The following is a 15,196-nucleotide window of genomic DNA, read 5'->3' as shown; positions in this document are numbered from 1 at the left end:
CGGAGGCGCGGCGTTGGGAGGTTCCACGAGCTATGCAAGCCGTTCTGACGGTCACGAATCTGCGCAAGTCGTTCGGCGGGGTCCATGCGCTGAAAGGCATCGACTTCGATCTGCATGCCGGCGAGATCCATGCCCTTTGTGGCGAGAACGGCGCGGGCAAGAGCACGCTGGTGCGCATGATTGCCGGCCTCATGCCGCCGGACGAAGGCGAGATCCGCGTCGACGGACAGTTGCTGCGGCCCGGCGAGCTCACCGATCCGAAGCTCGTTTCCGTCGTCTACCAGGAGCTGTCGATCATTCCGCATCTGTCCGTGCTGGACAATGTGCTTCTGGGCGACCCCGATATTTCCCAGCTCTACATCCGCGCCCGTTACAGGACGCGTGCACGCGAAACCCTCGACCAGCTTGGTCTGTCAGATGTGCCGCTCAACCTCGAGGCCGGCAGGCTCTCGATCGCCGAACAGCAGCTCCTCGAAATCTGCCGCGCCGTGATGCGCGGGGCGCGCGTTCTGATCCTCGACGAACCGACGGCGAGCCTTTCCGACGCCGAAATCCAGCGGGTCTTCGCGACGGTGCGCTGGCTGCGCGCCAAGGGAACGGCCGTGGTCTACATCAGCCATCGCCTGCCGGAGATCTTCGCGCTCACAGATCGTACGACCGTGTTCCGGAACGGACAGCGCATCCTGACCAAACCGACCGCGCAATGGACCAATGACGAACTCGTCGCCGAGATGATCGGCCGCGAGGTGACCTCGGCCCACGCCACGCGCAACAGGGCCAGCGCCACGGCGGCGACGGCGATCGAACTCGCGGGGCTCGGGGTCGCCGGAAAATACCGCCCCGTCGATCTTGCCTTCCGCGCCGGCGAGATCGTCGGCATCATCGGTCAGCTGGGCTCCGGCGCCAACGCGCTGATCGAAACGCTGGCCGGCCTGGAGCGACACTATGCCGGCACGATCAAGGTCGGCGGTTCTGCGGTCGACGTCACCTCGATTGCCGCGGCGAGCCGTGCCGGCATCGCCTATGTCTCGGAAGACCGTGGCGGCAAGAGCCTCTTCCTCGGAGCTCCCATCGAGGTCAACCTCACGGCGGCGATCCTCGACCGCCTCAACCGCTTCGGCGTCCTGACGCTCGCCGATGCGCGCAGAGAGGCGAGCGAGCTTGCCCGCCGGTTCCAGATCGACGTCCGCCGGCTGCCGGCCGCGGCGTCGACGCTTTCGGGCGGCAACCAGCAGAAGGTGGCGATCGCCAAGTCGGTCGCGCTCTCGCCCAGGATCCTGGTGCTGAACGAGCCGACCCGCGGCGTCGATGTCGGCGCCCGGGCCGAGATCTACCGCGAAATCCAGGCGCTTGCCCGCGAGGGACTGGTCGTCCTCTTCTTCTCGACCGACCTGGAGGAAATCCGGGAGCTCTCGCAGCGCGTCATCACCGTCTTCCGCGGCGAGATCGTTCGCGACCTGCCGGTCGAGGAAACGACCATGGATTCCATCCTGGGCGACGTCGTGCGCGGCCCGGCCATCGGGAGGGCGGCATGAGCATCAACGGCAACATAAGGAGCGGAGGCAGGGCCTTGGCCGGATTCGACGCGACGGCGCTCGGCGCCAGCCTGATGCGGCCGGAACGCATCCAGTCCACCGCCGTGTGGGCGGCAACGGTGCTGTTCGCCCTGTGGGCTTCATTCACCATTCCCGGCTTTTCCTCCGGCGCCAACGTGTCCGCGATCATGTACTCCACCTCCGCCGTCGGCATTGCCGCGGTCGGCATGGCGCTGATCACGCTCTCCGGCAATCTCTTCATGCTGTCGATGGGCGCGACCGCTGCCGTCTCCACCATCCTCTTCGCATCCTTCCTGCATTTCGGCCTGCTCGCGAGCGTGGTCCTGGTGGTCCTGATCGGCGGGCTGTTCGGCTTGGCCCAGGGCATCGCCGTCGGTGTGTTCCGCACCAATCCGATCATCACCACGATCGCGATGGCCTCGATCATCACCGGCGCCGGCTCTTTCTATTCCGGCGGCCTGACGGTCGTGGGCCAGGGAGATGCGAGCTGGCTCGGAGTTGGGCGGACCCTCGGCCTGCCCAACCAGATCATACTCTTCCTGCTTGCGGCGATCGTGCTGAGCTTCCTCGTCGAGCGGACCCGCTTCGGGCGGGAGCTCCGCCTGATCGGGCTGAACCCGAAGGCCGCCAGCTTCACCGGCCTTCGCGTCGGCCGCACCCTGGTACTCGCCTATATGCTGGCCGCCATGGCCGCGGCCTTCGCCGGCGCGCTCTATGGCTCGCAGGCGGCGCAGGGCAACCTCAAGCTCGGCGCGGGGCTGGATTTCGACGCGATTGCCGCCGTGCTCGTCGGCGGCGTGGCAATCAAGGGCGGCCAAGGCCGGGTCCTCGACGCGGCGATCGGCGCCGTGTTCCTGGCGATGATCTCCAACATCCTTTTGCTCAAGGGCCTGTCGCTGGAAATCCAGCTCATCGTCAAGGGCCTGGTGGTGATCGGCTCGGTCATCCTCGGCGCGCTGGCGCTCGGCTTCCGGAGGTAACACCATGGCCGCGATCCGCAAGCCCAAGATGATCTCCGGCGCAACACTGCTGCGCCTTGTCCTTCTCGCCGCCCTCGTCGCCGCCTTCGCGATCTGGAATCCGGCATTCATCAGCGGCCGCAATCTCTATGCCCTGATGCAGTCCTTCGCGCTGCTCGGCATGGTCGCGCTCGGCCTGTCCCTGACGATGATTGCCGGCGAGTTCGACCTGAGCGTCGGCTCCATGGTCGCCGTGGGCGGCCTGATCACGCTCGTCATCGGCGCCGGCAATCTCGTCCACGGCATGCTCGCCGCGCTCGCCTTCGCCGTGCTTGTCGGCCTGGTCAATGCGATCGTCGTCAGCCGCTTCAAGGTATCGTCGCTCGTCGTGTCGGTCGGCTCGATGATGGCGCTCTCCGGCTTCGCCTTCTGGCTCGCCGGCGGCAAGGTCATCAGCACCGACAATTTCGACCCCGGCATGGCGCTGGACGATCCGCTGCTCACCGTCCTTTCCTGGCGCAGCCTGGTGACGCTTGCCGCCTTCCTGCTCGTCGGCCTGTTCATGCACTACACGCTGATGGGACGTGACATCCGCGTCGTCGGCAGCAAGCCCCAGGTGGCGGCGGCGAGCGGCGCCAGGGTCGGCCGCTCGCTGGTGATCGTCTTCGTGATTTCCGCCGTCACGGCCGCTCTCGCGGGAAGCCTTTTGTCGATGAGCCTCGCCAGCGCCGCGGCGACGACCGGCAGCACGCTGATGCTGCAGGCCGTCTCGGCGGCGATCGTCGGCGGCGTCGCGCTGACCGGTGGTTCGGGCACACCCGCGCACGTGCTGCTCGGATCGCTGATCCTGACGGTGATGAACAATGGACTGAGTCTGATCGGCATGGGGGCGACGGGGATTCTCTTCGCCAACGGCCTCGTGCTGATGGGGATCGTGCTGCTCGACGGTCAGTTGGGCGCATGGATGAGCGAACGGCTCGCAATGTCGCGGGCCGCCAATTCCGCCTAGCGGAAACAACCCACGGATCCTTGCAACGCCGCCGAGCGATCGGCGGCGCGGGGGGACGTGCAACCTTGAAACGGGAGGAGTAACCAAAATGAACTTCGCAAAACTCACCAAACTTTTGCTGACGACCGCGGTCGTCGGAGGGCTGATGGCGCCCGGAATGGCCTTCGCCGCGGCCACGGGCGCGAAGGTGATCCTGCTGACGGTCACGGAAGAGTGCGAATATTGCGCCCTGCACCAGCGCGCCTTCAAGGAAGTCGCGGCCGCGGCGGGCATCGACCTCGAGGTGAAGATCAACAATTACGACGCCGCCGAACAGGCCTCGCAGGTCGACCAGGCGATCGCCCAGAAGCCGGACGCGATCGTGCTCTGGCCCGCGGATGCCAGCGCCATCGTGCCGTCGCTGCGCAAGATCAAGCAGGCCGGCATCCCGCTGGTGATCACCAACTCGCGGCCGGACGAGAAATACTCCCAATTCTGGGACGTCTTCACCGGCCCGTCGGACATCGGCAACGGCGAGTCCGCCGGCGAAGCCATGATCAAGGGCTTCGCCGACAAGAAGCTCGGCAGCGACGGCAAGGTCTTCGTCGTCGAGGGCGTTCCCGGAACGCCGCCGCAGATCCAACGCTCTCAGGGTTTCGAGGATGTCCTGGGCAAGAAGGCAAGCGGCATCCAGGTGGCCGGCAAACAGAACGGCAACTGGGACCAGACCAAGGCGACGGATGCTGCCGCCGCTCTCTTCACCCAGCTCGGCTCGGGCGTGAAAGGCGTTTACGCGCAGGCCGACAACATGATGTCCGGCGTGATCGTCGCCGCCAAGCGCGCCGGCATCGATCCGGCAAGCCTGGTCCTGGTCGGCTCCAACTGCTCGATCGAGGGCGTCAACCAGATCAATGACGGCACGCAATACGCCACCGTCCTGCAGTCGCCGATCGACGACGGCAAATATGCCGCGCAGGCTGTCGCCGATCTCCTCGACGGCAAGAAGGTGGAGAAGCAGATCTTCCTGCCGCACGAGATCATCACCAAGGCCAACGTCGCCGACTGCAACGCCGCGCTGGGCCGCTGAACCCTTTTCGAGGCACGGCGGCCGCCGCCGTGCCTCACCTTTCCCGACGTCAGAAAAGAGGAATATCCCATGGCCACGGAGCCAGTCTTTAGCAACGCCTTGCCGGACCTTGTCGTGGTCTCGGGAACGGCTTCTGGTCTTGGTACCAACATTGCCCGGCTGCTGACCGAAAGCAGCGTGCGCACCATCGGCGTCGATCTCGCGCCGGCGCCGGACAGCCTTGCGAACGAACTATATTCGCATGTCCGGGGCGACGTCGCCGACGAGACGACCTGGGCCGGCATCGCGGAGATGATCGCCAACGAGAACCCCGGAACGCTCGGCCTCGTGACATCGGCGGCGATGCTCAATGTCGGCACCATCCTCGAATTCGACAAAGCGGCGATGGAAAAGACCATGTCGGTCAATTTCATCGGCACGGCGCTCGCCTTCCGCGCCATGCTGCCGCTGATGACCGCGCGCGGCGGTGGCCCGATCGTGGCGGTCGCCAGCATCGACGCGACCTTCGCCGAGCAGCAGCTCGCCGTCTATGCCGCCTCGAAGGGCGCCGTCCGCCAGCTCACCCGCACCGTCGCCATGGACCATGCGCGCCAGGGCATACGCGCCAACGTGCTGAGCCCCGGGCCGATGCTTGCTGGCCTGTTCGAGCGGCACATGAAATCCGCCAGCGATCCGGACCGTTTCCTCGCGGCGCGCGCCAACCGCCAGCCGGCCGGCCGCATCCTCGATCCGGCCGAGGTCGCCCGCGCCGGCCTCTTCCTGCTTTCCGATGCCTCCACGGCGCTCAACGGCGCCGAGATCATCGCCGATGGCGGCCTGACGACCAGCTTCGATTTCCGCACCGGGTCGGAAGGCGCGTCGGTCTGAGGAGAAGATGATGAGCAACCCTATTGAACTCGTCGCCGCCTACTGGACAATCTCGGGCGACGTCTACCCGTTCGCACCGAACGAGATCAGCCCGTTTCCATTCGCGGAGCGCGTCGAAGCCGCGGCCAGGGCCGGATACAAGGGCGTCGGTCTGATCCACGCGGACCTGCAGGCGACGCGCGAGAAGATCGGCTTGAAGGAGATGCGGCGCATCCTCGACACCAACGGCATGCCGCATGTCGAGCTGGAGTTCATCACCCACTGGTTCGCGTCCGGCGCCCTGCGCGCCGCATCGGACAAGGTTCGCCGCGAGCTCTTCGAGGCGGCGGAAGCGCTCGGCGCCCGCAACGTCAAGATCGCGCCGGAATTCGATGCCGACACCATCGACCTGGCGCAGGTCACCGACAGCTTTGCCGCGATCTGCGACGACGCCGCCCGCTACGGCACCAAGATCGCGCTGGAGGTGATGCCGTTCTCCAACGTGCGCACGCTCGAGACCGCGCGCGCCATCGTCGAAGGCGCGGCCAAGGCCAATGGCGGACTGCTGCTCGACATCTGGCATGTTGGCCGCGGCGGCATCCCCTACGAAGCCGTCGCCGCTGTTCCTAAGCAATATGTCGTCTCGGTCGAGCTCGACGACGCGGACGGAAAAATCGTCGGTACGCTCTGGGAAGACACGATCTACGAACGCAGGCTCTGTGGCGAGGGCGTGCTCGATCCGCCCGCCTTCATCGACGCGATCCGCAAGACCGGCTTCGACGGCTTCTATTCGGTCGAAGTGATCTCAAAGAGGCACCGCGTGCTGCCGCTCGAAGAGGCGGCCCGGCGTTCGTTCGAAACCACCATGGCGCAATTCGCTGCAAGATAGGGAGGATCAAATGGAAACCAATCTCAAGGGCAAGGTGGTGCTGATCACCGGGGCGGCGAAGGGCATCGGCCGCGAGACGGCGGTCGCGTTCGGCCGCGAAGGTAGCCGCGTGGCGCTTTTCGACATCGACGAAGCGGCGCTCGCCGAGTCTTCGGCCGCGGTCACGGCGGCTGGCGGCACGGCAGCGACGTTCAAGGCCGACCTGTCGTCGGCGGATGACATCGAGAAGAAGGTCACGGCTGCGATCGCCCATTTCGGCGGCTCGGTGGACGTTCTTGTGAACAATGTCGGCGCCGGCGCGGTGCGCACGTTCGACCAGTTGACCGATGCCGAATGGGACAAGACCTTCTCGCTCAACTTCATGAGCTATGTCCGCACGACGCGGGTCGTTCTACCGGTGATGCGCAAGCAGGGGCATGGCGCGATCGTCAACAACGGCTCGGATCTCGCGCGCCAGCCGGAAGGCGTTCCGATCGACTACTCGGCGTCCAAGGCGGCAGTGCTCGCCCTGACCAAGGGGCTGGCGCGCACCGAAGGCGCCAACAACATCCGCATCAACGCAGTGGCTCCCGGCCCGGTCTGGACGCCGTTCTGGACCCAGCCCGGCGGCTTTGCCGAAACCATGGGCAAGTTCCACAACATGGAGCCGCAGAAGGCCGTCGAGCACGAGATGTCGCTGCGCCAGCTGCCGCTCGGCCGCCTCGGCAAGCCGGAGGAAGTGGCCAACGTCATCGTCTTCCTAGCCTCCGATCTCGCCTCCTTCGTCACCTCCTCCGTCTGGGGCGTGGACGGCGGCTCGATACGGGCGATCGCCTAAAGCAATTCCAGGAAAAGTGTGAGCGGTTTTCCGTCCGGAATTGCGTCAAAACAAAGAGATTCTGGGAGGACCGCGCCGCGGTTCTCCTTTTTTTGAAATAGCGCAAAAACAAAGAGTTGCAGCAGGCGATTCGATCAAACGCTGAACTGCTTCAAGGCGCGCCGCAACGAGCCAGATTCAGCCGGCGCGGTCGACGATCCGCTCGATGCGGTCCTGGGCGTCCTTCAGGGCCGCGCGGTCGGATTTGCGGCCGGAAAGCGCGTCGTGGACCTCCTCGCCGATGATGCGCTCCATGCCGGTGTAGAACGGCACCGGCGGGCGCTGCCAGTTGCGCAGCAGATTGCGGTTGGCGAGGCTGCCGACGAAGCGCACGAGCTGCGAGCTGCCGATCGCCTCCGGATCCGCGCTCACCGAGAAACGCGGCGCGACGGGAAAGCCGTTCTTGACATGCTCCTTCATCGCCTCTCGCGAGGCCATCCATGCTAGCGCTTCGGCCGCGAGCGGCAGGCGCTTCGGGTCGATGTTGGAGGGAATGCACAACAGGAACCCGCCGATCGGCGAGGTGTTGGTGCCGCCCGGCCCGGAAGGCTGCGGAACATAGGCGACGCGCCGCTTGACGGCGGACCGGACTTCGGCCTCGAACTGCGCGGCGCGCATCGTCCAAACATAGCCCATCGCGCTCTGGCCGCGCAGGAAGACCGCGCAGGAATCATCCCAATGCGCCTCGAGCGCGCCGGGCTGGGCGATTTCCAGCATACGGTGCATATAGTCGAGCGCCAGCAGGCCGGCTTCGCTGTCGATCTGCGGCCGCATATGCTGCGCATCGAGGTTTTCGGTGGAGTAGCCGGTCGGCGTGCGGCGGATCGACAGCACGCTCTGGCCGCAGCAGCCGAGGAAGAACATGAAGCTCGACGCCAGCGGCCTGTGCGCCGCGTTCCAGGCGATGCCGTAGCGTTCCGCCGCCGGATTGTGGAACGCCCGCCCGGCGCTGATGACGTCGTCGAAAGTGCGTGGCAGCGCCAACCCCCCGCTTTCGAAGAGGTCCGACCGGCAGGCCAGGACCTCGATCGTGCAGTAGATCGGCACGCCGTATTCCACGCGCTGCCAGGTCGTTGTCGACCAGATCGAGGGATGAAAATCCATCGGGTTGATGCCGGATTCGCGGATCATCTCGCCGATCGGCAGGATAAGCCCCTTGCTCGCGAATTCTCCGAGCCAGGGCATGTCGATCGCGATCATGTCGTAGGCCGAGACGGAACGCGCGCCGTTCGCGAGCCCCTCCCGATAGAGATCGTTCTGATGCACCAGCTTGAAGCTCTTGGCGCTCGCCAGATTGTTGCGGAAGTCCGACCACATGTTGCGCATGGCGGCGAAGTAATTGTCGTCGTTCAGCAGGAACTGCAGCTCGACGCCCTTCGTGACCCTGTTGGTCAAAAGGTTGATCGGCGGGATGATCGGATTGCCGCGCTGCGGCGCGCCGAAATAATAGTCGGCCTCGTGCTCCTCATTGTTGCGACCGCCGACGATCTCGGCGATCAGCGCCTTGGTCTCCGCCGCATAGTTGATGGCGAGGTTCGACAGCCGCGCCGTCGGGTGGAGCGTGAAGCGCTTGGCCGTTTCGGAAGCCGCCCGCCTTTCGATCAACCCGCCATCGATCATGCCTTGGATGCGCCGGATCGCGGTGCCGTGAGGAAGGTTCGAGACCAGCGCGAGCTTGCTGATCGTAACCGGATAGCCCTCGAGCTCCGAGCGCATGAGATAATGGATGATGCGCCAGGCGGCCTCGTCCTCGATATCCGAGACGCCGAGGAAAGGTCGGCGCAGGCGATCCACGAAATCATAGACGCGCAGGAACTCGTGATCGTTCATCCGGACATCCTCCTTCCAGGCAGGAAGGATACGCCGATCAATTGGCGCGGCGCCAGCTTTTGTCCAATTTGGACGAAACTGCCCAGCGTCAAGTTCCGGCAGTCTTGGGAGCCAGGACGAAATCCCACTCGACGGACCAGAACGGAGCCTCGAAACCGAGCGCACCTGCCTCTTTCGGGTCGGCGACTCGGGTGAAATCGGCGATCAGCGAGTCCTTCACCCCAAAGACGGCATCCTCGGCGAGGTAGCGGCAATCGGGCGCGAAGATGTGGGTGATGACGGGATCGTAGCCCGGGGCGCTGACGATGTAGTGCACATGCGCCGCGCGGTTCGGATGACGTCCGAGCGCGGCGAGCATCTTTCCGACCGGTCCGTCGTCGGGGATCGGGTAGTAGCGCGGCTTGACGGAACGGTACCAGTATTCGCCCTTTTCGTCGGTGGTGAAGACCCCGCGCAGATTCCAGTCGGGCTGCACGTCCTTCTGCTGGACGTCGTAGAAGCCGTCGTCATTGGTCTGCCAGACATCGATCAGCGCCCCGGCGATCGGTTTGCCTTGCGTGTCGAGGACACGCCCGCGCACCACCATCGGCTCGCCCTTGCCGTCGAGGCAGATGTTGGCGCCATGCGCGTAGCGCGGGGCCTCGGGCACATAGAACGGCCCAAGGATGGTGTTTTCCGTGGCGCCGCTCGGACGCCGGTGGTTGATGGCGTCGACCAGCATCGAAACGCCAAGCGTGTCGGAAAGCAGGATGAATTCCTGCCGCCAGTCGGAGCACATCTTTCCGACATCGGTGAGGAACTTGATGCCTTGCAGCCACTCCTCATGCGTCGGCTCGATCTCCTTGATGGCGGCATGCAGATGTTTCACCAGCACGCCCATCACCTCGCGCAGCCGCGGGTCCACATCCGGCCCCATGCGCGCGTTGACCACGTCGACCGAGGTCTCTTCCTCGAAATAGGGATATTTCGGTCGAGCGGCGTCTGCGGTGCCTGTCATGGCGATAACTCCTCCAGGGACGTTCGGTTTGTCAGGCCTGCGGCGGCTCGCCGGCATAGGCACGCGCGATAAGGGCCCGGATCCGTTCCCGCTCCAGCGCCCGCGGGTTCCAATAGGGATTGGCCAGCGCACGGTCCGTCGCGATGTCGATCCCGTCGTCCGGCATGCCGATCTCGGAGAGTGCTCGCCTGGCGCCGATCCGGCCGGCGAGATCGTAGAGAGCCATCGCCGGATCGTCCGTCTTCAGCACCGCCCGCAGGGTTTCCATGACGGCCGGGACGGCGGGGGCGTTATAGGCCAGCGCATGCGGCAGGACGATCGTATGGGTCTCCGCATGCGGCAGATCGAAACTGCCGCCAAGCGTGTGGCAAAGCTTGTGGTGCAGCGCCATGCCGACCGAGCCGAGGCAGATGCCGCAGAGCCAGGCGCCGTAAAGCGCCTGGGAGCGCGCGTCGCGATCGTGCGGGCTCTCGGCGATGACCGGCAAGGCACTCACCAATGCGCCGATGGCCTCGGCGGCCATCAGGTTTATCACCGGGTTGCTTTCCCTGGCATAGAGCGCCTCGACCGCATGGGCGATGGCGTTCATGCCGCTTGTTCCCGACAAGGAAGCGGGAAGCGTCATCGTCAGGTCGACGTCATAGATCACCACTTCAGGCAGCACCTTCGGGTTCGATTGGGTGACCTTCACGCCATCCTTGGTCTCGCCGAGGATGGGCGTCATTTCCGAGCCGGCATAGGTCGTCGGCATCACGATCTGCGGCAGGTCGGTGCGCAACGCGATCGCCTTGGCGAGGCCCGTCGTGGAGCCGCCGCCGACCGCGACCAGCCCGTCGGCCTGAAGCTCCGCCACGACGCGCAGCGCGTCCTCGGTCACCGATAGGGGCGTATGCATTGTCGCCCTGGCATAGACCCCGGCTGCCGTGCCGCCGAGCGATCCGGCAAGACGCCGTGCGTCGGCCTCTTGCGGCGGCGTTGCCAGCACGAGCACGCGTTTCAGCCCCAGACGGTCGATCTCCTCCGGCAGCCTTGCGATCGTGCCCGATCCGAAGACGACGCGCGCCGGCTGGCCATTGTAGACGAAGCTTTTCATCGAGCGCTCCCCTCAGGCCCGGTTGTCGACACGCAAGAGGAAGGGATTGATGCTGACGCTTTGCCAGACATTGGCGGCGTTGAACGGGTCGCCCGCGTTGAACGCCTTCACATCCTCGATGTTGTCCGCGGAAAAGACGAAGAGCGAGCCGATCATGGTTGCGCCGTCCGCCGCGACCAGCGGCCCCGAGATCACGGTCGCGACCGGGCCGGCGGCAAGATAGGCCTTGTGGGCATCGTAATTGGCAAGCCGGCGCTGAAGCGCATCGGCATGGTCGAGACAGTGGACGGCAAAGAGCAAGATAGTCCTCCCGGGTAGGCGCGACGCATCATCGATCGTCGCTAAATTCTACTCCTCCCTGCCGGAACTTAAACCGGCGCCTATCGAGCAGGCCGGTGAATTGGTCCAAAATGGACAGATGCGGCCGATGCGATCGTGAGGACTTGCGACGACGAAGCGCGCAAGGCGCTGACCGGCAGCGCGCGCGGCTTGTGATTCCTCGCCGCCGGAAACGAATATCGGCCAATTGCATCGTGCGGTCGCGGACAAACGCGGCCGCGAGATCGCGATCGTCAGGCGATCCGCTGCTCGAACTGGGCGATCTCTGCGCTCTTGCGCAAACCGGTCGCGACGACCGACACGCGGAATTTTCCCGCCAATGCCTGGTCGAAGATGGCGCCGACGATGATGTCGGCATCGGCGTCGACTTCTTCCCTGATCCGCGTCGCGGCTTCGTCGACCTCGAACAGCGTCATGTCCATGCCGCCGCAGATCGACACGAGCAGCCCCCTGGCGCCGGACATCGATGCTTCATCGAGGAGCGGATTGGCGATCGCCGCCTCGGCCGCGATCTTGGCGCGCCCCTCCCCGGAGGCCTCGCCGGTTCCCATCATCGCCCGGCCCATGTCCCGCATCACCGACTTCACGTCTGCGAAATCGAGGTTGATCAGGCCTTCCTTGACGATGAGGTCCGTGATGCAGCCGACACCCGCGTAGAGAACGCGGTCCGCCATGGCGAAGGCATCGGCGAAGGTGGTCCTGGCGTCGGCGACCCTGAAGAGGTTCTGGTTCGGAATGACGATCACGGTGTCGGCGCTCTCGCGAAGCCGTTCGATGCCTTCCTCCGCCGCCTGGGTCCTGCGCTTGCCTTCGAAGACGAAAGGCTTGGTGACGACGGCCACCGTCAGGATGCCGGCATCGCGCGCGGCCCGCGCGATCACGGGCGCCGCACCGGTTCCCGTGCCGCCGCCCATGCCGGCGGTGATGAAGCACATATGCGTTCCCGCCAGATGATCCATGATCTCGTCGATGGATTCCTCCGCGGCGGCGCTGCCGACCTGGGGCAGCGACCCGGCGCCCAGGCCCTCCGTCACATGCGCGCCCAACTGGATCAGCCGCGACGACTTCGACATGGTGAGCGCCTGGGCGTCGGTGTTGGCGACGACGAACTCGACGCCCTCCAGCCCTTCGGCGATCATGTTGTTGACGGCGTTGCCGCCGGCGCCGCCGACCCCGACGACGGTGATCTTGGGCCTCATCTCCAGGATTTCCGGCTTGGCGCTCATTTTTTCATCTTTCTACCAAAAGCACCTGCTGCCCTGCCCCGCGACCATGCGGGACCGGAACAACAAGCACGCGAATCAGGCGACCCCCACCAAGTGCAGGGAATCAGAGCAGGCGCCTCCCTGCAAGGTCCGCTGACATTCTGCACAGGTGCAGATGCCGCGGCCGAGAGCTGGAAGGCATCTGCCGAACGAGGGATCCGAGCCGGAACCGTTGCGGCAAAATTCTATTGCGTCACCGAAGTCGAGGTGCCCCAGGTGTCCGACAGCACGTAGCCTTGCGGGTACGGATCCGTCGGGTCGAGATAATAATTGTGCTCTCCTGTGATCCAGGCTCTGCCGGTTATCTGCGGCACGATCGCCTTGCGCCCGGCGACTTCGGTGAGCTCGAGGATCTTGCCGGTGAAGCGCGAGCCGATGATGGATTCGTGGATCAGCACCTCGCCTTCCTTCATCTGGCCCCGCGCCTGCAGCACCGCCATGCGGGCCGAGGTGCCGGTTCCCGTCGGGCTGCGGTCGGAGCGTCCGGGCGAGACGATGCAGGTGTTGCGTGTGACCTTGCCCGGTCCCTGGAACGGCATGGCGAACTGGACGATGGACACACCGCGCACATTATCGAATTGCGGATGCACGACATCGAGCTGCTCGCGCGCCGCGCGGCGGACCCTCTCGCCGACCACGGCCAGCTCGCGGGCCTCATCCGGAACGACCGAGAAGCCGAGCGCCTTGGCATCGACGATGGCGTAGAACATGCCGCCGTAAGCGACGTCGACCTTCAGCGTTCCCAACCCCTCGACCTCGATATTGGCATCGAGGCGCTCGGCGAAGGCCGGGGCATTGCGCAGCGTGATCGACAGGCATTTGCCGTCGCGGCATTCGGCGCGCACCTCGATGACGCCGCCAGGCATGTCGAGCTTGAAGCGGGCCTCGGGCTCCTGCATCGGCACCATACCGGTCTCGAGCAGCACCGTGGCGACGCAGATCGTGTTGGAGCCGGACATCGGCGGATATTCGGTTGGCTCCATGATGATGGCGCCGGCGGCGCAATCTTCGCGCGTCGCGGGCACCAGGAGATTGACATGCCGGGCAACGCTGCCGCGCGGCTCGCAGATCAGCATGCGCCTTATATGGTCGTGATCGCGTTCCATCGTGATCATCTTTTCCATCATCGTGCGGCCAGCGGGCGGCAGCACGCCGCCGACGATGACGTCGCCGATCTCGCCCTCGGCATGGCAGCCGACGACGCGGATGCTGGTTTTGGTGCGCATTGCTTTTTTCTCCCTGTCCGCCGCGGCTGTCCGACTGGCAAGTGACCCTGCTTCGGAGACAAACTGATCAATCCGCGCGCCAGCCTCAAGGAGAATCCTGACCGCCAACGCTTTTCCCGCCGCTTGGAGCGGTTCGGCAGCCCAGGAAGTGCAGACGATGCGGGCATCCGCCGGCATCGTCTGCCTCGTTGTTACCGAAGGCGACAGGCCTTCCAGGGGACACCGCGCTATTGGAACAGGCTTCGCAACTCGGCCGGCAGTCTCGATTCCCAGCGCTTGAAATCCCGAAGCAGCCAATCGCGCTCAGGCATATGAACCTCCGCCATGGGAGGAAGCACGAGGCCCCAGTCATTTTCGCCCGTCGACGCGGCCAGGAGCGCCTTCACGGCGGCCGGGAACGGACTTCGCGACAAGATGGTGTCGCCAGCCAGAAGAGCGGGGACCAGTTGGCGACGATCGAAAGCCGTTGGCGCGTCAAATATCGCTCGCATCAGGCGCGGCATCGCATTGCCAAGGCCACATATCGTGCCTCGCGCGCCCGCCGCGAGCGCCTGCGGCAAATGGGTTTCCGAGCCGGTGTAGATTGCCAGATGAGAAAATCGACGGATCAGGGCTTCGGTGAAGTCGAGATCGCCGCCACTGTCCTTCACCCCGCTGATCAGCCCCGGATAGGCCTCATCGAGGCGGCGCACAAGGCGCGGAGTGATGGGGACGCCGCATATATCGGGGAAATGATAGAGGCATAGCCGGAGATCGTCTCGCCTGATCCGATCGATGACGGTGGCGTAGAAACGAAACGTGCCGTCTTCCGTGATGCCGCCCCGATAGACGCAAGGAGGCATCAGCAACAGGCTGTCGACCCCATGGTCGAGCGCATTGGTCGCCAGTTCCACGACGTCGGGTATCGACAATGCCCCCGCGGACACGATCAGACGGCGCGGGTTTGTTCCCGCTCCGACCAGCGCGTCCAGCGTGGCGGTTCTGTCCTGGACAGAAAATTCAGTTCCTTCGCCGGTCGTTCCAAACAGCGCGACGCCATCGCAGCCGGACCGCAGCAACATGGAAATGTGACTGATCAGAAGCGGCAGGTTGGGATGGAAATCAGCCGTCAGCGGCGTGGCCGCGGCGACCATCAGGCAATCTGATTTTGGCAAAGCCGAGGTGTCGGATTTCATGCGGGTCGCAACTCGGTCCTGCCTGGATGGTCGTCTGTCTTCTCAAGAAATGATGATTAATTGCCTATTGTCAACATTCAGCTTGACCGG

14 protein-coding genes are annotated in these 15,196 nt (G+C 65.0%); 7 read left to right on the top strand and 7 right to left on the bottom strand.

Annotated elements, in window-relative coordinates; genetic code table 11:
• Positions 1 to 32: 32 nt before the first annotated feature.
• From LB572_RS31030 to LB572_RS31000, 7 genes are all read left to right on the top strand, one after another.
• Positions 33 to 1,535, top strand: a complete 1,503-nt coding sequence (locus LB572_RS31030) for a sugar ABC transporter ATP-binding protein (RefSeq protein WP_224670454.1) — start codon at positions 33 to 35, stop codon at positions 1,533 to 1,535.
• Entirely contained in the window at positions 1,532 to 2,536 is a 1,005-nt protein-coding gene (locus LB572_RS31025) for an ABC transporter permease (RefSeq protein ID WP_224670453.1), read from the top strand. The genes LB572_RS31030 and LB572_RS31025 overlap by 4 nt, the downstream gene beginning before the upstream one ends.
• 4 nt (positions 2,537 to 2,540) lie before the next feature.
• Positions 2,541 to 3,524: an ABC transporter permease gene (locus LB572_RS31020; RefSeq protein WP_224670452.1), complete on the top strand. Its 984-nt coding sequence runs from the start codon at positions 2,541 to 2,543 to the stop codon at positions 3,522 to 3,524.
• Between the two features lie 88 nt (positions 3,525 to 3,612).
• Positions 3,613 to 4,590 carry a sugar ABC transporter substrate-binding protein gene (locus tag LB572_RS31015; RefSeq protein WP_224670451.1) on the top strand — a complete coding sequence of 326 codons (978 nt, stop codon included), beginning with the start codon at positions 3,613 to 3,615 and terminating at the stop codon, positions 4,588 to 4,590.
• A 69-nt stretch (positions 4,591 to 4,659) separates the two neighbouring features.
• Positions 4,660 to 5,457, top strand: coding sequence for an SDR family NAD(P)-dependent oxidoreductase (locus tag LB572_RS31010; protein ID WP_224670450.1), 798 nt, complete (start codon positions 4,660 to 4,662; stop codon positions 5,455 to 5,457).
• A gap of 10 nt (positions 5,458 to 5,467) precedes the next feature.
• Positions 5,468 to 6,325, top strand: a complete 858-nt coding sequence (locus tag LB572_RS31005) for a sugar phosphate isomerase/epimerase family protein (protein ID WP_224670449.1) — start codon at positions 5,468 to 5,470, stop codon at positions 6,323 to 6,325.
• 10 nt (positions 6,326 to 6,335) lie between these two features.
• Positions 6,336 to 7,142: an SDR family NAD(P)-dependent oxidoreductase gene (locus LB572_RS31000; protein WP_224670448.1), complete on the top strand. Its 807-nt coding sequence runs from the start codon at positions 6,336 to 6,338 to the stop codon at positions 7,140 to 7,142.
• 177 nt (positions 7,143 to 7,319) lie between these two features.
• Here the strand turns inward: LB572_RS31000 and LB572_RS30995 are convergent, their stop codons facing one another.
• The 7 genes from LB572_RS30995 to LB572_RS30965 all read right to left on the bottom strand — a co-directional run bounded on the left by LB572_RS30995 (position 7,320) and on the right by LB572_RS30965 (position 15,106).
• A complete protein-coding gene (locus LB572_RS30995; protein WP_224670447.1) occupies positions 7,320 to 9,011 on the bottom strand; it encodes an extracellular solute-binding protein in 1,692 nt (563 codons plus the stop codon).
• Between the two features lie 88 nt (positions 9,012 to 9,099).
• Positions 9,100 to 10,008: an intradiol ring-cleavage dioxygenase gene (locus LB572_RS30990; protein WP_224670446.1), complete on the bottom strand. Its 909-nt coding sequence runs from the start codon at positions 10,006 to 10,008 to the stop codon at positions 9,100 to 9,102.
• Positions 10,009 to 10,039: 31 nt separating this feature from the next.
• On the bottom strand, positions 10,040 to 11,101 hold the full coding sequence (locus tag LB572_RS30985; protein ID WP_224670445.1) for a maleylacetate reductase: 1,062 nt from the start codon (positions 11,099 to 11,101) through the stop codon (positions 10,040 to 10,042).
• A 12-nt stretch (positions 11,102 to 11,113) separates the two neighbouring features.
• Entirely contained in the window at positions 11,114 to 11,401 is a 288-nt protein-coding gene (locus LB572_RS30980) for a YciI family protein (protein WP_140807285.1), read from the bottom strand.
• Positions 11,402 to 11,673: 272 nt separating this feature from the next.
• Positions 11,674 to 12,666, bottom strand: a complete 993-nt coding sequence (gene ftsZ, locus LB572_RS30975; protein ID WP_140807286.1) for a cell division protein FtsZ — start codon at positions 12,664 to 12,666, stop codon at positions 11,674 to 11,676.
• Between the two features lie 224 nt (positions 12,667 to 12,890).
• Entirely contained in the window at positions 12,891 to 13,931 is a 1,041-nt protein-coding gene (locus tag LB572_RS30970; protein ID WP_224670444.1) for a proline racemase family protein, read from the bottom strand.
• A 227-nt stretch (positions 13,932 to 14,158) separates the two neighbouring features.
• Positions 14,159 to 15,106, bottom strand: a complete 948-nt coding sequence (locus tag LB572_RS30965; RefSeq protein WP_140807288.1) for a dihydrodipicolinate synthase family protein — start codon at positions 15,104 to 15,106, stop codon at positions 14,159 to 14,161.
• Between the last annotated feature and the right edge of the window lie 90 nt (positions 15,107 to 15,196).

The organism is Mesorhizobium sp. BH1-1-5 (assembly GCF_020165615.1).
Lineage (GTDB): Bacteria > Pseudomonadota > Alphaproteobacteria > Rhizobiales > Rhizobiaceae > Mesorhizobium.
Note: the sequence above shows the minus strand (reverse complement) of the source record. Positions and strands in the feature narration are given on the sequence as shown.